General features: G+C 72.4%; 18 protein-coding genes. 13 read left to right on the forward strand and 5 right to left on the reverse strand.

Annotation, left to right across the window (positions count from 1 at the left end):
- Positions 1–427: 427 nt before the first annotated feature.
- The 9 genes from ACOOHE_RS12685 to ACOOHE_RS12725 all read left to right on the forward strand — a co-directional run bounded on the left by ACOOHE_RS12685 (position 428) and on the right by ACOOHE_RS12725 (position 6,039).
- Positions 428–652, forward strand: coding sequence for a helix-turn-helix domain-containing protein (locus tag ACOOHE_RS12685; RefSeq protein WP_420454449.1), 225 nt, complete (start codon positions 428–430; stop codon positions 650–652).
- Between the two features lie 2 nt (positions 653–654).
- The gene (locus ACOOHE_RS12690; RefSeq protein ID WP_420454450.1) at positions 655–900 is read left to right on the forward strand and encodes a DUF4160 domain-containing protein; all 246 of its coding nucleotides are present in this window, start codon (positions 655–657) and stop codon (positions 898–900) included.
- Positions 863–1,282, forward strand: a complete 420-nt coding sequence (locus ACOOHE_RS12695) for a DUF2442 domain-containing protein (RefSeq protein WP_420454451.1) — start codon at positions 863–865, stop codon at positions 1,280–1,282. The genes ACOOHE_RS12690 and ACOOHE_RS12695 overlap by 38 nt, the downstream gene beginning before the upstream one ends.
- Positions 1,279–2,538 carry a tyrosine-type recombinase/integrase gene (locus ACOOHE_RS12700; RefSeq protein WP_420454452.1) on the forward strand — a complete coding sequence of 420 codons (1,260 nt, stop codon included), beginning with the start codon at positions 1,279–1,281 and terminating at the stop codon, positions 2,536–2,538. The genes ACOOHE_RS12695 and ACOOHE_RS12700 overlap by 4 nt, the downstream gene beginning before the upstream one ends.
- Positions 2,539–2,891: 353 nt before the next feature.
- Positions 2,892–3,137, forward strand: a complete 246-nt coding sequence (locus ACOOHE_RS12705; RefSeq protein WP_420454453.1) for a DUF4160 domain-containing protein — start codon at positions 2,892–2,894, stop codon at positions 3,135–3,137.
- The gene (locus ACOOHE_RS12710) at positions 3,100–3,513 is read left to right on the forward strand and encodes a DUF2442 domain-containing protein (RefSeq protein ID WP_420454454.1); all 414 of its coding nucleotides are present in this window, start codon (positions 3,100–3,102) and stop codon (positions 3,511–3,513) included. The genes ACOOHE_RS12705 and ACOOHE_RS12710 overlap by 38 nt, the downstream gene beginning before the upstream one ends.
- Positions 3,510–3,920: a tyrosine-type recombinase/integrase gene (locus ACOOHE_RS12715; RefSeq protein WP_420454455.1), complete on the forward strand. Its 411-nt coding sequence runs from the start codon at positions 3,510–3,512 to the stop codon at positions 3,918–3,920. The genes ACOOHE_RS12710 and ACOOHE_RS12715 overlap by 4 nt, the downstream gene beginning before the upstream one ends.
- Positions 3,921–4,045: 125 nt before the next feature.
- Positions 4,046–4,984, forward strand: coding sequence for an IS982 family transposase (locus ACOOHE_RS12720; protein WP_420454456.1), 939 nt, complete (start codon positions 4,046–4,048; stop codon positions 4,982–4,984).
- Positions 4,985–5,034: 50 nt separating this feature from the next.
- On the forward strand, positions 5,035–6,039 hold the full coding sequence (locus ACOOHE_RS12725) for a DUF6236 family protein (RefSeq protein WP_420454457.1): 1,005 nt from the start codon (positions 5,035–5,037) through the stop codon (positions 6,037–6,039).
- A gap of 207 nt (positions 6,040–6,246) precedes the next feature.
- Here ACOOHE_RS12725 and ACOOHE_RS12730 read toward each other — a convergent pair whose 3' ends face one another.
- Positions 6,247–9,108, reverse strand: coding sequence for an EAL domain-containing protein (locus tag ACOOHE_RS12730; RefSeq protein ID WP_420454458.1), 2,862 nt, complete (start codon positions 9,106–9,108; stop codon positions 6,247–6,249).
- Between the two features lie 220 nt (positions 9,109–9,328).
- Here ACOOHE_RS12730 and ACOOHE_RS12735 point away from each other — a divergent pair, with 220 nt between their 5' ends.
- Entirely contained in the window at positions 9,329–10,588 is a 1,260-nt protein-coding gene (locus tag ACOOHE_RS12735; protein ID WP_420454459.1) for a hypothetical protein, read from the forward strand.
- Between the two features lie 41 nt (positions 10,589–10,629).
- Here the strand turns inward: ACOOHE_RS12735 and ACOOHE_RS12740 are convergent, their stop codons facing one another.
- Complete coding sequence (locus ACOOHE_RS12740) at positions 10,630–11,013, reverse strand: carboxymuconolactone decarboxylase family protein (protein ID WP_420454460.1); 384 nt, start codon at positions 11,011–11,013, stop codon at positions 10,630–10,632.
- On the opposite strand from ACOOHE_RS12740, the gene ACOOHE_RS12745 reads away from it, so the two are divergent.
- From ACOOHE_RS12745 to ACOOHE_RS12755, 3 genes are all read left to right on the forward strand, one after another.
- Positions 11,012–11,605: a 5-formyltetrahydrofolate cyclo-ligase gene (locus ACOOHE_RS12745; protein WP_420454461.1), complete on the forward strand. Its 594-nt coding sequence runs from the start codon at positions 11,012–11,014 to the stop codon at positions 11,603–11,605. The genes ACOOHE_RS12740 and ACOOHE_RS12745 overlap by 2 nt on opposite strands.
- Positions 11,606–11,843: 238 nt before the next feature.
- Complete coding sequence (locus tag ACOOHE_RS12750) at positions 11,844–12,647, forward strand: PspC domain-containing protein (protein WP_420454462.1); 804 nt, start codon at positions 11,844–11,846, stop codon at positions 12,645–12,647.
- A gap of 74 nt (positions 12,648–12,721) precedes the next feature.
- A complete protein-coding gene (locus ACOOHE_RS12755) occupies positions 12,722–14,380 on the forward strand; it encodes a hypothetical protein (RefSeq protein WP_420454463.1) in 1,659 nt (552 codons plus the stop codon).
- A gap of 81 nt (positions 14,381–14,461) precedes the next feature.
- Here the strand turns inward: ACOOHE_RS12755 and ACOOHE_RS12760 are convergent, their stop codons facing one another.
- The 3 genes from ACOOHE_RS12760 to ACOOHE_RS12770 form a co-directional block, all read right to left on the reverse strand.
- Positions 14,462–15,034 (reverse strand): hypothetical protein, encoded by a 573-nt coding sequence (locus tag ACOOHE_RS12760; RefSeq protein WP_420454464.1) that lies wholly within the window; start codon positions 15,032–15,034, stop codon positions 14,462–14,464.
- Positions 15,035–15,720: 686 nt separating this feature from the next.
- Entirely contained in the window at positions 15,721–15,927 is a 207-nt protein-coding gene (locus tag ACOOHE_RS12765; protein ID WP_420454465.1) for a hypothetical protein, read from the reverse strand.
- Complete coding sequence (locus tag ACOOHE_RS12770) at positions 15,924–18,026, reverse strand: two-component regulator propeller domain-containing protein (RefSeq protein ID WP_420454466.1); 2,103 nt, start codon at positions 18,024–18,026, stop codon at positions 15,924–15,926. Before ACOOHE_RS12770 ends, ACOOHE_RS12765 begins: the two co-directional genes overlap by 4 nt.
- Positions 18,027–18,065 lie beyond the last annotated feature (39 nt).

The raw sequence follows: 18,065 nt of genomic DNA on the forward strand, positions 1-18,065 counted from the left end.
GCAGGGGGCGCCTCAGTGCCACTGACGTACCCAGAGGCGTAGCCGAACGCGGGATCAAATCGGAGAGCTCGACCGCAGAACAGGACGGACTCAGGGGGTAGCCCCTGCTGTCCAGTTGCCCCGCTGCTCCACGTGGCCCAACAGTAGTAGGCGAGCCTTGCGCGGGTCGGGCGAGCGTTCCCAGTCACCTTGTACCCCCTGGCCTCTGCGTAGTCCTCGAGGACCGCCGGAGTCGGTTCGATCTCGCGCCCGTTGGCAGTCGAGTAACCAACGCTGAACGCCCACCGATCCACCTCGGCGGCGTCGGACTCGGAGGGCGGTGCAGTCATCACGTCGTGGCAGGAGCGTGGTGGTCGAGAACCTACGCCCCCTGTTGCGTTGACGCAACACCTGTCCTACCTTCTCTCCGTCCCGCACTCACTCCCCCGTGCCCAGCGTCATCCCCACCACCGAGGCCGCCGACCGACTGGGCTGCACTCCGCAGGCGATCATCAACGCGGTCAAGCGCGGCGACCTCAACGGTCAGAAGGTCGGCCGCGTCTGGATCGTCCACGACGACGACGCGCTCGCCACCTACACCGTCCCCGAGACGGGCGGCCGGGCGCACGCCGCCTACCGCCAGCGCGCCGAAGCCGACGGCGGCCCCGCCTAGCCGTGGGGCTCATCGACACCATCGGCCCCTACCGCTTCTACTTCTACGAGGGGGAGGCCGACGAGCCGCCCCACGTTCACGTCAGCCGTGACCGCGACGAGGCCAAGTTCTGGCTCGACCCGGTCGCCGTCGCCTACAACCGCCGGTTCAACGAGCCCGAGCTCCGAAAGCTGACCCGGCTCGTCCGCAAACACGCCCGGACCTTCACCGATGCCTGGAACAACCGCCCCGGCCCCGGCTCTGCCTGACGGCGACCGGACGGCCCCGACCGAGCCCGAGCCCGTCTCGGCCTTCGTCAACGCCTCGGTCCTCACCGTCTCGCTCTCCGACGGCCGGATCGTCATCGCCCCGCTCGACTGGTACCCCCGACTTGCGTACGGGACGGACGAGGAGCGGGCGGCCGTCCACCTCACGTGGGGCGGCCTCCACTGGCACGACCTCGACGTGGACATCAGCGTCCGGGGCCTTCTGGACGGCCGGCGGTCCGTGGAGACGGCTGAGAGCCTGGCCGCGTGGGGCGCGCTCGTGGACCGGCGCCGGGCACAGCTCGCGGCGGGCGAGGAGCCTGAGCCGTTCGCCCCTCACCTCCCGCTCCCCGACTGGTGGGACGAGGACGACGAGGAGGAGTGAGCAAAGCGAACCCCTACCGCGCCGAGCTCCCCGACGGGACCCGGATCGAGCGGAGCTACCGCGTCGTGGACGGCAAGAAGGTGCCGCGCGGGAACTGGCAGTGGGTCGTCTACGACCCCGACCGACGGCCCACGCGCAAGCGCGTCAACCTCCGCACGCAGGACAAGGGTGCGGCCATGCGGAAGGCGCTCGACCACGCGCAGCGGCGGAGCCTGGGCACGTTCGACCCCTGGGCCGACGGCGGCGCGGGTGGGGGGATCTCGCTGGCGGAGGCGACCCGGCTCTACCTCACCGAGAAGGCTCGCACGGCGGCGCTGACGACGGTTTCCGAGGACGGCCGGTATCTCGCCAAGCTGGCGGACAAGCTCCCGGCTGGCGCCCTCGCCTCCCACGTCGATCGGTCGCACGTCGAGGCCATCGTGAACGTCCGCAAGCGCCCGCCGAAGGGCGCCGACGGCAAGCGTCGTGGGCCCGGTCCCGAGGCGAGCCCGGAGACGAAGAAGCGGCGGCGCGCGAGCGTCCAGCACTTCTTCTCGTGGGCCGTCGAGCGCGGCCACGTCCAGGCCAACCCGGCTGAGGGTGTCCGGCTCCCTAAGATGACGGGTGCGCGGCGGGACCACGTGACCGAAGCCGAGGCCGATGCCATCGTGAAGGAGGCGACGGCCGCCGCCATCCTGAGCGGCGACGGCGGCGGGTGGGTGTCCGACTGGGTGACGTTCGGCGTCGGGACGGGCCTCCGCCCGGGAGAGCAGAAGAACCTCAAGTGGGGCGCCGTCCGCCTCGCCGAGGGGACGGTCGAGGTCGGCCGGGGCCACCGCGTCAAGACGGCCGGGAGCCGCCGCACGGTCCCGGTGCGCGGGGCGGCGCTCGACGTGCTCCGCAGGCTCCACGCCGAACGGACGACCGAGGCCGACGGGTTCGTGTTCACCGGCGCGAAGGGCGGGCCGGTCGCCGTGGACTACCTCACCAAGCGGCTCCAGACGCTGGCCGAGCGGGCGAAGGTGAGCAAGAACGTGACGGCCTACTCGCTCCGCCACGCCTACGGGACTCGCATGGCCTCGGCCGGCGTCCCGCTCCTGCGGCTGGCCAAGCTGATGGGATCGAGCGCCCGGATGATCGAGAAGCACTACGCGCACCTCTCGTCGGAGGGCGGTGCGGACGACGTGGAGCGGGTGTTCGGCTCGTCCTCGGCCACGGGGGCGCCCCCTTCCCCCGCCCAACCCAGCACCCAGATGGAGGAGGCTAGCGCGGGGTGACCACACCAGAAGTACGGCACATGTACGGCAAGACCATGCGGAACGGTGCGCCTCGCTGCATTTCGGTCGGCTCCGAATCGCCCCAAACGGACACTTCCGAGCCGAACCAGCGTCCAGCATGTCGATCCAGATCTCAATGGCATTGAGGAGGTCAGCGGTTCGAATCCGCTAGGCTCCACACCCCGAGAACCGGCCCTCATCGTGGGGGCCGGTTTCGTTTTATGGGTTCTACTTTCCCCTTGTGCCCTCCCGTCCCCGGCGCCGTCCTTGCGAGAGAGGCCGACCAGGTCGTCTACAACGATGTCAAGCTCGTCGCCTGCTGCGAGCGCCAGAAAGGCGACGAACCGTAGCTCGTGTCCACCGTCCTCCGTCTCGGCCCTTATCGCTTCTACTTTTTTGAGGGCGAGGCCGACGAGCCCGCCCACATCCACGTCCAGCGCGACCGCGACAAGGCCAAGCTCTGGCTCTCGCCCGTCTCCGTCGCCTGGAACCGCCGGTTCTCCGACGCCGAGATCCGCAAGATCACGCGGCTCGTCGTCCGGCACCGCGTCCCCCTCCTCCATGCCTGGAACACCCGACCTGGCCCCGGCCCCGCCTGAGGCGGCGCCTACGCTCGAAATCGCGTTCGCCCACGCCGTCGGTTCAGGGGTCGCCGTCGGGTTCACCGACGGGCGCGTCGTCATCGTCCCGCCCGACTGGCACCCCCGGCTCGCCTACGCGACGGCGGAGGAGCGGGCGGAGATCGAGACCGACCCGCTCGGGCTCCACTGGCCCGCGCTCAACCTAGACCTGAGCCCAATGGGCGTGCTCCGGGAAGGGCCGATCACAGAGTCGGAGACGACCCTCTGCGACTGGCGGGCGCTCATGGACCGGCGCCGCGCCCAGATCGCGGCGGGCGAGGAGCCCGAGCCGCACTACCCGACGCTCCCGCTCCCGGACTGGTGGGACGAGGAGGACGGGGCCGAATCGGCGTGAGCAAGGCGAACTCCTACCGCGCTGAGCTCCCCGACGGGACCCGGGCCGAGCGGAGCTACCGCGTCGTGGACGGCAAGAAGGTGCCGCGCGGGAACTGGCAGTGGGTCGTCTATGACCCCGACCGACGGCCCACGCGCAAGCGCGTCCTCACGAAACGGCTCCAGACGCTGGCCGAGAGGGCCCGGGTGAACAAGACGGTCACGGCCTACGCGCTCCGCCACGCCTACGGCACCCGGATGGCGGCGGCCGGCGTGCCGCTCCTCGACCTCGCTCGGCTGATGGGGACGAGCCTCCGGATGATCGAGCGGCACTACGGCCACTACGACCCGGCGCGCGGGGCGTCACACGTCGATCGGGTGTTCGGGGAGGGGGCCGAGACATCCTTCACCCTGCCATCCGAGACGTAGAAGCGAAGGGGTCTCGCCTGCCCTAGTACGGCTGATGCTATGACTCGATGGCCGAAACAGCGGACGCGGCACCTCCGGTTGAAGTGGCAACCACGCTACCTCACCGGCGCCCCGCGCCCGCTGCCATGACGGCCGTCACCCCGCAAGCTACCCCGCTCGACCTCGCGCCAGAGCTCTCGACCGCCGACCTCGCGCTCGTGCTCTTCTGCCTCATCGACGACCTCTACCGCCAGGTCGTCCCGGACACCGTCCGCCTTCGGCCGGGCCACCACCGCCAGAAGCTCTCCGACGCCGAGGTCATCACGCTCTCGGTCTTGCAGGAGGCCCGCTCCAACGACTCCGAGACCAGCTTCATCCGGCAGATCCGCCGCGACTACCCGGAGCTCTTCCCCGGCCTGCTCTCGACGAGCCGCTACCACCGCCGCCGGAAAGCGCTCGTCGGCGTGCAACAGGCGCTCTTCGCGCACCTGGCCGACGAGTACGCCCGCGTGGCCGGCTGGCTCGCCGTCGACTCGGCGCCGGTCGAGACCACGAAGGTCGTCCGCAGCCAGACCGGACAGAAGTCGATCCCCGAGGCGGCCTACCACTTCGGCTCGTGCGGGCGCGACCTGTTCTTCGGCTTCCGGCTCCACACCACGGTGACCGACGCGGGCGCCATCGTCGAGTTCGCGCTCGCGCCCGCCAACGAGGGCGAGCGGTCTGTCGCCGAGGGGATGCTGGCCGCCGTGCCGCCGGCGGCGACCGGCGTCGTGCTCGGCGACAACAACTACTGCGGGGAGCTGCTCGCTACGGTGGCCGCGCCGTACGGGCACGCCGTCGAGACGTCGCCACGCAAGACGGACACGGACCGAGCATCGCGGCTGTGGGTGCGCTCGCCGCGAGTGATCGTCGAGACGGTGTTTGGGATGCTGGCCGACCAGTCCAACGCGGAGACGACGCGGGCGCGGAGCCTACTCGGGGTGTGGAGCCGGATGGTCGCCAAGGTGCTGGCGTTCGACCTGAGCCTGTACGTCAACGCGCTGCTCGGGCGCCCGATCTTGTCCGTCAAGAGCCTCTACGCATAGCATCAGCCGTCCTAGTCGCTTTCACGAGTTCGATTCTCATCCCGATCACCATGCCAAATAACCTCCTGATCCTCCCCCCCGTCGTGATGAGACGGAGCATCATTGACGGGGCTCTCCACATCGAAGCGGAGACCAACGCTGTAGACCCTGAGATCCTTCGCTATGCCGCGCTGTATTGGGACGGTGTTGGCGTCCCTTTCCCGCTTGGGCCTTCGGAGGAAGCAGAGGGTGACTTTGACGCGCTCGAGGAAGTGGGTGTGCTTCGCCAACTGATGCCCCCACCTAGGGTCGTCAACCCCATACTTACGGGGCCCCGAGGAAGCACGGTGCTCAGACACATCCAGTTCGGAGAGCACCAGTCGCGGATGCTCGACAGACACTATCCGGGTGGTAGCGAGTTATTCCCCATCCACCAGATCAGTGATTTTCTCGGCGGAGCTTTAATGGGGTGCTTCGAAGCACTCGAGTCAGACCCTACCCTTCATCCTGGTCACTACGGCCCAACGCAACCACACGAGACAGGCGATGTGCGCGCGCTTGAAGTGGAGCTGTACCGATCCATTCCGGTTCCATTGGGCGCTCCGATCAAAGACATCCTCGAGTTCAGGGAGGTAGCCGCGAACAAAGCTGCGCTTCAAACTCTTCGGGGTTACCTCTCAGAGCTCCACGCTGACGTCCTCGCAGCGCCGGACCGACCGATCGCCCAGATCGATGCGACGACGGAACTGAAACGGGTGATCCTCACCCTCGACCTCGCCATGATGGATCGGGGATGGATGGTCAAGGCGGCCGACCTCGTGTCACAGGTTCGCCTCCCCGCCGAGATAGCGACGGGCATCGGTGCCAGCGCTCTCTTCGGAGGAGTGCTCGATTGGGACTTGGTAGAGACAGGTCTGTCAAGTCGAGCAGCAGCGAACGCCGTCGGCAAGACCCTCGGCGGGATCAGCACGCGCCTCGCCGAGAAGGCGTTGCCGGCGCCTCAGCGGAGCCACCCGGCCGGCTCGTACTACCTCAAGACTCGGGCACTCAGTCAGGGATCGGCGTCGTCGAAATAGGGCAAACCCGTTCCTAAGCCTGCCCAACGTCTCATCTCAGATCGGCCACAATCAGCCTATACGATCTCCCCAGACCTGATTCCGGCCAGGGCCGACTTCCTCTCGTCGCAGTGGCATGGAGGAGGTCAGCGGTTCGAATCCGCTAGGCTCCGCGCGCGCCCACCATCTTTTTGGGAGACGGTGGCCGCAGCCGTTCCAGAGCCACGCTCAGGCCACGGCCCAGTGCGTGTGCCACGGGCAGGCCTCGGCGACGGCGAGTGCGGCGGCCCGCTCGGCCGGGAGCGGACGGTCGAACAGGTAGCCCTGGCCGTACGCGCACCCGACGGTCCGGAGCGCGCCGAGTTGGCCCACGTCCTCGATCCCCTCGGCCACGACGGCCTTGTCCAGGATCCGCCCGAGGTGGACGACCGTCTCGACGAGCTGGCGGCTCCGGTCCTGCGCCGTCATCTCGCTGACGAACGACCGGTCGACCTTGACCGTGTCCACGGGGAGCGCGTGGAGCGTGGCGAGCGACGAGTAGCCCGTCCCGAAGTCGTCCAGCGAGACGCGCACCCCGCCGGCCTGGAGCCGGCCGAGCTCGGCCACGATGGCCGCCGGGTCCTCGACCAAGACCTGCTCGGTGATCTCCAAGGCCACGTGGTCCGGCCCCAGCCCGTGCGCCCCGAGCAGGGCCAGCACGCCGTCGGCGTAGCCGGGCGTGAGGAGGTCCCGGCCGGAGCAGTTCACGTTGACCCGAAGCGGGGGCCACCCCGGGTCGCGCGTGGCGACCCAGGCGGCGGCCGTCCGGCACGCCTCTTCCAGGACCCACCGGTCGATGGCCGTCAGCTGTCCGCTGTCCCGGGCCGGGCCGAGAAAGGCGTCGGGCGCGAGCAGGCCGAGCTCGGGGTGCTGCCACCGGACGAGCGCCTCGAACCCGGTCAGGGCCCCGTCGCTCAGGCGGACGAGCGGCTGGTACACCACGAACAGCTCGTCCCGGGCGACGGCGTGGCGGAGGTCCATCTCGAGCCGGAGCCGGTCGGTCACCTTGCCGTGGACGGCCTCGTCGTAGACGGCCGCCGTGCCCCGGCCGGCCTCCTTCGCCTCGTACATCGCGAGGTCGGCCTCGCGCAGGACGGCGTCGGGCGTCCCGTGGTCGGCCCGGCCGACGACGACGCCGACCGAGGCCCCGACGAACAGGGGCCGCCCGTCGACCTCGACGGGCTCACGGAGGGCCTCCAGGACTCGGCCGGCCACGTGCTCGGCGTACGGCTCGTCCGGGAGCCCGTCGATCAGGAGCGCGAACTCGTCCCCGCCGATCCGGGCCACGGTGTCGCCGGCCCGGGCGACCCCGCGGAGCCGCCCGGCGACGGCCTGGAGGAGCCCGTCGCCGGCCGAGTGCCCCAGCGTGTCGTTGACGACCTTGAACCGGTCGAGGTCGAGGTACAGCAGCGCGAACTCGCCGCCCCGGACGCCCTTCGCGATGACCTCCTCCAGGCGGATCCCGAACAGGGCCCGGTTGGGCAACTGCGTGAGCGGGTCGTAGAACGCCTGGTGGAACAGGCAATCCTCCATCTCCTGGCGGTCGGTCACGTCGCGCGACGCCGTCTGAAGCCGGACCACGGCGCCGTCGGCCCCGAGGATCGGCTGGGTCAGCGTCTCGAGCCAGACGTAGTGGCCGTCGCGGTGGCGGACGCGCTGGAGCGCGCTCACGGTCCCGTCGGCGCGGTCGACGGCGGGGCGCTGGTGGACGGGCCCGGCGTCGGTCGGGTGGAGGAGGTCGGCGGGGTCCGTCCCGACCAGGTCGGCGGGGCCATAGCCGAGCAGGGCCTCGACGGACGGGCTGACCCACTCGTAGGTCCCGTCGGGCGCGTGGAGCGCGACCAAGTCCCGGGTGTTCTCGGCGAGCAGGCGGTAGCGCGCCTCGCGCTCGCGGAGCTGGCGCTCGGCGTCGACGCGGGCCGTGACGTCGCGGTAGAGCCAGAGGTGGCCGCCCGAGCCGCCGCCGAGCGTGATCGGGACGTAGTCCCGCTCCAGGATCCGCCCGTCGGCCAGGTCCACGCGCTCGGCCAGGACGCGCTCGCGGCGGTCGAGCGTCTCGGCGATCCGGCAGAGCGCGACCTCGGCGTCGGTAAAGTGCGCGGCCGTCGCCCGGGTCACCTCGTCGCAGTCGAGCCCGACGAGGGCCTCGGGCGTGGCCTCGATTCCGAACAGGTCGCACAGGTGCTGGTTGGCGACCAGGACCCGGCCAGCCTCGTCCTCGACCAGGACGGCCGCCTGGAGGTTCTGGATCAACGTCCGCAGCCGCTCGGCCGTCGCGCTCTCCGCCCGGCGGACCGCGTGCTGCTCGGTCACGTCGCGGACGATGACCAGGACCTCGTCGCCGTCCGGGCTGATCCGGGCCTCGAACGTCCGCTCGGCCCCGTCGACCGTTTCGAGGCCGTACTCGATCGTCTCGACGCCGCCGGATCGGACGGCGCGCCCGACGGCCCGGATGCTCCGGCGAGCGAGGGCCGGCGGGAGAACGTCCCGGACGGTCCGCCCGAGCAGGTCCTCGACCGGCGCCGCGAGCGCGGCCGGGTCCGGCGCGTGGACGTCGAGGTACCGGCCGTCCCGGTCGAGCCGGAAGATGAGGTCGGGGATCGCGCGGAGCAGCGCGCCCTGCCGGGCCTCCGTCGCCCGGAGCCGCTCTTGCTGCCGGACCCGCCCCGTCACGTCCTCGACGACGTAGGTAAAGCAGTCGCCCTCGACGTGGGAGACCGTCGCCTCGAGCCACTTGGCGTCGTCCCTGGAGCCGTCGACGTAGCGGAACCGGACCGGCGCCCCCTCTGCCTGGCTCTTTCGGTAGTGCCGGATCCACAGGTCGAGGGTCTCGGGCGGCACGCCGAGCTCGCTCGAGTAGCGCCCGCGCGTGGCCTCGGAGGGCGTCCCCGTGGAGGCGGCCGTGGTCGCGTTGTCGGAGACCTGGAGGACGTCGGAGCCGTGGACTTCGACGACGCCCATCATCAGCGGGGCGACGTCGTAGAGCCGCCGGAGCGCGTCGGCGGGCGGGGCGTCGGGCGGTGTGGGGTCCGGGGCGGGCGTCTCGGTCACGGCGGAGGCGGGGGCGGCCCCTCCCGTATCGAGCCGGGCCGAGCTCCCTTAAGCGTGGGTGCCCCACGTTGTGCCCGATACTGCGGCGGCCTCGGGAACGGGAGACCGTCCGGTCCTCGTCCGGGAAGCCGGTCCCCCGTCCTCCGTCTCCGGTCCCACGATCTCCTCCGGTTCAGACACGACTCGGGTTGGGTTACTCTACCGGCCCGCCCCCGCCGCCATGCCGACCGACCCCTGGTGGGCCTTCGCCCTCGACCCGGCCACCCGCGCCGACCCCGACGCCAACCGGCTCCGCGACGACGGCGGCACGCCGATTGTCAACGCGCCCGGGGCGGGCGGGCGGCTCGGACTGGACTACGCCGGCTACCTCGGGCTGGGCGGGCTCCTCGGCGCCGGGACGCCGGCCTCGTCGGTCCCGGACGAGCGGGCGTTCGTCGTCGTCCACCAGCTGTGCGAGGTCGTGTTCAAGCAGATGACGTTCGACCTGGCCGTGATCGCGGCCACGTTCGAGCGGCTGCGGGCGCTGCCCGAGGCCGAGCGCGTCGAGCTGGCGCTGGCCGAGGGCGAGGTGGACCAGGAGACCGACGCGGCGGCCGTGTGGCGCCCAGCGATCACGGCCTCGAACCGGCTCCGCCACGCGGCCCGGCGCCTGCTCCCGCCCGTCATGGAGCTCATGGGGACCGGGGCGGCCGACGACGTCCTGTTCTCGCGCGTCGAGTTCGGCCACTTCCGCGCCCACCTCGAGCCGTCGTCGGGCTTCCAGGCGGCCCAGCTCCGCTTGGTCCAGCGGGCGCTCGGGAAGGGGCCGCTCTTGGACCTCCGCGTGTTCCCGGGCGACGCCTACGGCCGGCACTACGCCGGGGCCCCGTGCGGCCACGTCGCCCTGGCCGACCCCCTCGTGCTCCAGGCCGGCGCCGAGATGGCCTCGCCCCCGCCGACGGCGCCGGCCCACCGCGCCGGCCGCCTGGACGAGGTGGCCCACGCCCTGCTCGCGGCCCTCCCCCACCTTGGCGACGACCTGCCGCCGCCGCCGGCCGTCCGCCGGATCCACGACGCCGACGTCGACCGGGCCGTCGACCGGTTCCGGGCCACGCTCGGGCTCGCCGCCGACGCCGCGCCGGACCGGACGCACGCCGAGGCCGCCGTCGACACGTTCCGGGCGGATCTCGGGGCGGCGGCCACGGCCGAGAACGCCCGCCGCGACGGGATGGGCGCGGCCCGCCGAGGCGCCTACTACCTCCAGGCCCGGGCCCCGCGGAGCGCCCTCGCCCACATCTTGTCCCGCGTCGTCGCGACCGACGACGCGCTCCACGCGCCCTCCGACGGCACGTTCCTGACCGTCCACCGCCGGACCGTCCGCCGCCACGTCGCCGACGACTCGGGCACGGGCGGCGGCGGGATGCCGTACCTCGTCACGAGCCAGCGCTACCTCCTCCCGCTGTTCCCGGCGCTGGTGGCCTGGCAGGACCTCGAGCTGTGACGAGGGCACGCGGCATAAGGCGTACGGCAAGGGGAGGTCGGCTATTCGCCCCGTGCCTCGTTCCCCACGCCCCGCGCCCTCAGCAGGTCGATCGTCTCGACGGCGTGGCGGAGGTGCGGGATCACGATGCTCCCGCCGACGACGAGCGCCACGTTGAGCGCGTCGAGCATCTCGTCGTCGGTGAACCCGGCGTCGGCGCACTGCTCGAGGTGGTAGTCGATGCAGTCGTTGCAGCGCAAGACGGCGCTGGCGACCAGGCCCAGGAGCTCCTTGGTGCGGCCGTCGAGCGCGCCGTCGCGGTAGGCGGCTGTGTCGAGGTTGAAGAACCGCTTGATGCCGAGGTGCTGGCCCTCGTCCAGGATGCGCGCGTTCATGCGGGCGCGGTAGGCGTCGAAGCGGTCGAGGCGGGTGTCGGTGGGGTCCATGCGTGAGGCGAGCGACGTGGCGGCGGAGAAAGCGGCCCAGCGCCGTCGGTTCCGTGCGATTCGAGAGGAGACGTCACCCGACGTGCTCGCCCGAGCGAGCCGCCAGATCGTCGGCCGGCTGGGCGCGCTGCCCGAGGTCGCGTCGGCCCGGGCGGTCCACCTGTTCTGGCCGTTGCCGGGCGAGGTCGACTTAAGGCCACTGGCGGAGTCGCTGGCAGCGGCCGGCGTGGTCGTCGCGCTGCCGGCCGTCGTGGGACCGCGGGCGCTCGCGCACCGCCGGTTCCAGCCCGGCCGGCTGGCCGAGGGCCAGTGGGGGCTGATGGAGCCCGGGCCCGGTGCGCCCGCCGTCGACCCGGCCACGCTCGACGTCGTCGTGGTGCCGGCGCTGGCGCTGGGCCGCGACGGGAGCCGCCTCGGCTACGGCGGCGGCTTCTACGACGCCTTCCTCGCCGCCACGCCCGCACTCCGCGTCGGCGTCGCGGTCTCGGCCGCCCTCGTCGCCGCCGTTCCGACGGAGCCCCACGACGCCCGCCTTGGCGTCGTGGTGACCGAGACCGAGACGATCCGGGTCGGTGACCCGGGCTCTCTGTAGGGGTACGATTCACTGTGTCCGCTGGCGGCGAGCCCCGGGCGGCACCGCGCCCCGAGGCGACTCGGCGCTCGGCAGGGACACGACGGGCCGTGTCCGTACGGGTCGCCCGAGGCCGACGGTGCCGCTCCCCCTCTGCCCATTCCCATTTCCCAGTTCCCCTTTCCCGCGAGCGCCAGCGAGCCCCCCGCAACCCCTCCCGGCGGCCTCCGTACCTTCCCGCGTCCCCTCCGCACGCCTGATGTCTACGCGCTCCCGCCGCCGGTCCCGCTCGGACGAGGCCGAGGCCTACGACGACGAATTCGGCCTCGTCTCCGACGACGATATCGCCGCGTTCATGGCCGAGCAGGAGCTCGAAGAGGAGGCGCATGAGGAGAAGGAGTCCGGCTTCTGGAACCTCCAGACGGCCTCGGGCATCGGCCTGATCGGGCTCGGCGCGCTCTACAGCTTGCAGTTGCTCGGGCTGTTCCCGATCGGCTCCGAGATCCTGTACAACCTGGTCCAGGTGCTGCCCATCTTCGCGGCCGTCCTCATCATGCTGACCGGGTTCGGCGTGCTCTCGTGGAGCCCGGCGGCCCGCCGGCGGCGGAAGGCGCGGAAGCGGGCGGCCCGCCGGCGGCGCCAGCAGCAGCGCGTCCAGCGCAAGACGGTCGGCCGACGGACCCGCCGGTCCTCGGACGACGCGGCGGGGCAGACGGCGTCGCGCGCGTTCCGCCAGGCCGAGAGGGCGCTCCGCACGGCCGGCCGGGCCGCCGGCCGGGCCACCGACCAAGCGTTCGCGCGCCGGGCGGAGGCCCGCCGGTCGGGCCGCGTCCGCCTGGCGAAGGACCGGAAGAACCGGAAGATCACGGGCGTCGCCGCGGGCATGGCCAACTACTTCGGCCTGGACCCGACGGTCGTCCGGATCGGGTGGGTCATCGCGGCCATCTTTAGCAACGGGGCCGCCATCCTGCCCTACCTCATCCTGACGGCCGTCCTGAAGGACGAGGACGACGACGCGCTCGACGACGACGACGACCCGCTCCTGACCGTCACCGACGACTGACCCGTCGAGGGCTCCCGGAACGACCCGGGAGGCCGGCCGAGCGCGGGGTAGCTTGCGGCGTCGCCCCCCCGCCGATGGTCCGCTTCCTCGCCCTCGCCCTGCTGCTCGTGCCGGGCACCGCCCTCGCCCAGCGCGAGGGGCTGCTCCAGATCGGCAGCCCGCTCTCGGACCTGGTCCGGCGGCAGGCGACGGCGGGCCACCTCCCCCAGGCCGCCGCCGACGCCCTGCCGCTCCCGGCCGGCCAGGCGACGGCCTGGCTCGACTCGCTCGCGGCCGGCGTCGAGGCCGGACGGATCGCCCTCTCGCGCGCCGACCGCCAGCTGCTGGCGCGCTACCAGTCGCGGACCCCGGCGAGCACGGTCGGCCGGCCCCTCCCGCTCGGCCTCTACGGCGACGGCGTCTCGCCTTTCCGGACCGAGGGCGACGGGTACGCCTTCGAGGCCTCGCCCCTCCTCGCGCTGTCGTCCGGGCCCGTCCGGCGCTCCGACATCGGCGGACGGGACGCCTCGGGGCTCGTGTACCAGAACACGCGGGGGGTCCGGGTGGCCGGCCGGCTCGGGCGGCTCTACGTCGAGTCCCGGGCGACGGAGAACCAGCGGCGGCCGGCCGTCTACGCCCGCGACTCGCTCCGGGCGACGGCCCCGCGCTTCGGGTTCGTCAAGCGGCTCGGCGACGACGCCTACGACTACTTCGCGGCCGAGGGCGCCGTCGGCTACCGCGACCGGTTCGTCGACGTCCGCCTGGCCCGGGACCGGAACGCCTGGGGCGCCGGAGCGGGCACCCTGTTCCTCTCCAACTACGCCGCGCCGTACGACCACCTCCGGATCGGGGCCCGGGCCGGGCCGGTGAGCTACACGATGGCCGTCGCCCGGCTGACGACGCCGGACCGCGACGTGAGGGGCCGCGACACCGTGCTCCCCTCCGCGTACGCCGCCTTCCACCGGGTCTCGGTCGAGGTCGGGCGGGTCCAGGCCGAGGCGTTCGAGGCCGTCGTGTTCCACGACGACACGCTGCGGGGGAACCGGCGCGGGCTCGAGCTGGGCTACCTCAACCCGGTCATCTTCTACCGCTCGGTCGAGAGCGAGCTGGGCTCGGGCGACAACGCGCTGCTGGGCGCCGGCCTGGCCGTCCGCCCGGTCGACGGCGTCCGCGTCTACGGCCAGGTGCTGCTCGACGAGTTCCGCGCGAGCACCTTTTTCGAGGACGCCTGGACCAACAAGTGGGGGCTGCTGGCGGGCGTCCACACGGTCGACCTGGGCGTGCCCGGGCTCGAGGCCCGGGCCGAGTACGCCCGGCTCCGCCCGTACCTCTGGGGCCACCGGACGGTCTCGAGCGCCTACGTCCACTACAACGACATCCTGGGCCACCCCGTCGGCCCGAACGCCGACGACGCCTCGCTCCGGCTCGAGTACCGCCCGTCCGTCCGCACGACGGCCCGGCTGACGGCCGCCCGCACCCGCCGCGGCCGGGACCCCGACGGCGTCTACGTCGGGCAGGACCCGCGCGTGCCGTACACCGACCGCGACAGCGACGTGGCCCCGACGTTCGTCGGCGTCCGCCAGACGGAGTGGCTGGTCGAGGGGGCCGTGGCGTTCGAGGTCGCGCCCCGGCTGGCCGTCGAGGCCGCCGGCCTGTACCGGTCGCTCGACGACGCCGAGCGCGGGCTGGACCGGGCGCTCGCGGCGACCCTCGGCCTCCGGTGGGAGATCCCGTTCCAGAGCGTCCGCGACTGATCGCGCCGAGGGCCGTCCCATAAAAAAAGCGGGGCCGCCGCGCGATGCGACGGCCCCGCTTGGTCGGGAGGGACGGAGCGCCTAGGCGTCGTCCGCGTTCGCCCACGCCTTTTGGGTGGCCCGGACCGCCTGCTGGCCGACGGTCGGGTCGATGGTCTTGTCCTCGTCCGTGAGCTCGGCGGCGACGACGGTGCAGACGGCCTCCGAGAGGTCGCCGATGACACCGGTGAGATCCTCCAGGTTGCTGAGCGCCATCGCGGCCAGGTCGTCGGCCTTGAGGGCGAGCGCGGTCGTGTACAGCATGTGGTAGCTGACGGCGGCCAGGCTCGTGGCCGTGTACGAGTCCCGGATCATCCGCGAGACCTTGTCGGTCTGGCGGATCTGGTCGTAGAACCCGGCGGCGACGCCCAGGACGTCGCCGAGGGCCTCCTTGACGGCCTCCTTGATCCCGCCGCCCTCGGTCCGCTCGTTGAACGCCTCGAGCTCGGAGATGTGGCTGCGGAGGATCGTCCGGAGCGAGGTCAGGACGCGGACGGCGTCGGGGTACTTTGCCGTGTCGTCGGAGGCGAGCTGGCGCTCGACGGCCGCCTCGATGTGGCCCTCGACGGCGGCCATGTCGGTGACGTAGGAGTTGAGAATCGCGGTGCGGTCCATGGGAGGGGTCGTGGGGAGAAGGGGAAGGTGTTGGACCGGGGCGTTTCCCTCGGCGTTCCACGGCGCCGGCCCGTTCCGGGGCATTTCGCCCGAGATCCGCCGACACTCAGGCGTCCCCTGACCGAGTCGGACGTCGGCGCGGTGACACGGCGAGTCGACAAGGTCGAGCGTGCTCGATGCATGCGGATTCGGGGTCTTGATGTCAGGACAGCCCGGTCGGATACGTGGTGTGTGACCCATCCTGGGGAGGGTCACCCATCACATATCCGACCGAATGGGGAACTACCCGCCGGAGACCCCATGATGCAGGGCGACCGCACGCTCGAACGACGCCTCGTCACCGGCGGATGGCCCCCCCGTCCGCACGCCCCTCGCTCCGCTCGATGGGCGCGCGGACTGTTCCCGTTGAAGGGTAAGGCTGCTACGTTCTCGGGCGCGAGTCGTATTCCTACAGAAAACAACAGTCATCCCCGCGAAGGTGGGGATCCATACGGGGCCGCTCGCCGGACACAAGGGGCGCATGGATTCCCGCCTGCGCGGGAATGACTCGTTGTATTTGAGTAGCCGAAGAAAGACCGTAGCAGCCCTGCCCTCGAAGGGGGACAGCTCCCCGACCTGGGAGCGGCGCGGGACGGAGCAGGGGGTCTGCGCCGGAGCGTGCGGTCGCCCTGCTCCGTCCCGCGCCGCTACCGGATCAGCGCCACCTTCCCGAACGCCGTCGAGCCGTCCGAGCCGGCGGCGGCCACGAGGTAGACGCCCGACGGGACCGGCCGGCCCTCGCGGTCGCGGCCGTTCCACCGGAACGAGCCGCCCCGGACCTCGGACGCGAACACCACGTCGCCGGCCACCGTCAGCACGCGGACCTGGGACAGCCCGGTCGGCAGCCCGCTCACCACGACGCCCGCCGCGTTGTCGGCGGGCCGGTACGGCGACGGCGTCGTCGTGAGGGCGTCGGAGCCCGGCCGGGCGATCGTGGCGTCGCCCGGCGCGCTGAACAAGCCCTCGGCCGTGACGAAGTAGACGCGGCCCGAGCGCGGGGCCACGGCGACGGCGAACACGGCGTCGCTCGGGAGCGGGCTCGTGCCGCCGTGACCGTCCGCACGAGCCCAGTCCCGGCGGCGTCGACGAGGTAGGCCCCGCTCGACGTGGCCACCCAGATCTGCCCGGCCGGGTCCACCTCGAGGTCGTTCACCTCGACGTCGCGCAGGAGGAAGTCCGAGCCGTCGGCCAGGATGGGCCACTGGGGCGCCGCCAGGCTGGGGTCGGCCGAGAAGGCGTCGAGCGGGCGGAACACGGAGGCGATCCCCCGCTCCGTGCCCACCCAGACCCGGCCGTCGGGGGCGACGACGACGTCGCGGACCTCGGCGTCGGGCAGGCCGGTCCCGTTCGAGCCGGCCCCGGCGAACCGTGTCGCTCGGTCGTCGGCGGCCGAGAGCGGGTCGTCGCCGGTGTCCCACACGCCGAGCCCGTTCGACCCCAGCGCCAGCCACTTCTGGCCGAGCTCGTCGATGGCGATCCGGAACGCCTGGGCCGAGGACGGGATGCCGGACGGGTACGGGAAGCCCTGCCACGTCGCGCCGTCGAACCGGTGGAGCGGGCGCGCGGAGAAGTTGAGGACCCACGCCGCGTCGTCCTCGAACGCCACGTCGCGGACGACGATGAAGCCGGTCGTGCCCGTGGCCGACAGGAGCGACGAGTTGTCCTCGGAGTACCGCGTGACCTCGCCGTCGCGGAACACGGTCACGCCGTCGCCGGCCGACCCGGCGTAGAACGCCCCGTCGGGCCCGACCGAGGCCGACTCGAGCGACGCGCGCGCGATGTCGATGGACGGGTCGTCGGTGCGGAACGCCGTCCAGGCCCCGTCTTCGAGCCGGTTGACGGACGCGAACCCGGCCGCCTCGAGCCGCTCCGTCACGGCCCACACCACGCCCTCGTGGTCCACGTCGATGTCGACGATGTTGGTCGAGAGCGGGCCGGGCGGGGCGACCGGGGCCGGCTCGATGTTGTTCTCGCCCAGCTCCGGCACCCGGGGGATCCGGAACAGACCGATCGCGGCGTCGCCCACCCAGGGCTCGCCACCGGGGCCGATGGCGAGCCCGGAGAGCGCGGTGGCCCCAGCGGCTCGGTAGAACGACCTCGGCGCGTCGGGGCTGGCGAGGCTGTACGCGAACGGCGGCGAGACGGCGTAGAGCCGGCCGTCGCTCACCGCGAGCGACGTGATCGGGTTGTTCGTGAACAGCCTCCGGTCGTAGGACCCGTCCGGCTTGCGGCGGTACAGGTCGCGGGCGCCGTCGGGGCCGCCGCCGACGAAGACGGTCCCCCCGTACTCGACCAGGCTGAGCGCGGCCCCGCTGAACCCGCTCTCGCGCGTCCACGCGCCCGGGGCCTGGAGGGTGGCGCCGTCGCGGCGGGCCGTGTAGAGGCCGCCGTCGGTGGCCACCCACAGGCCGGGCGCGCCATCGGGGAGCGGCGCCTCGAGCACGTCGTTGACGCCGGTCCCCGCTTCGAGGTCGCCGAACCGGGCGTAGGCGCTCTGGACGCGCTCGGTCGCCGCGTCGAACACGACGACGCCGAAGTCGGTCGCGACGTAGAGCACGTCGCCCGCGACGACGATCCGGCGGACGCCCCGGGCGGGGTACTGGTCGGCCCGGGTGATCTCGAAGAACGGCCGGGCCTCCAACGTCTCGGTGTCGAGCCGCTCCAAGACGCCGTCCTGGTAGCCGATCCACAGGACCCCGCGCGCGGGGTCCGTCGCGAGGGCCCCGACGGGGCCGCCTTCGAGCCCGTCGGCGACGGTCGCCGTCCGGAGCTCGCCCGTGGCGACGTCGTAGAAGAAGACGCCGCCGTCGCTGGCGGCCCACAGCCCGTCCGGCGACGAGGCGACGGCGGTGACCTCGGTGTAGGCGGGGTACGCCTCCCACCCGACGGCGGGCTGGGCTCGGCCGGAGGCGGCGAGCAGGCAGATGGCGGCGAACGCGAGCGGGATCCTCATGGGAGCGGGGAAGGCGGGGTCGCGTAGCGTCGTCGGGGG

Origin of the sequence: Rubrivirga sp. (assembly GCF_965213695.1) — a bacterium.
Classification (GTDB): Bacteria; Bacteroidota; Rhodothermia; order Rhodothermales; family Rubricoccaceae; genus Rubrivirga.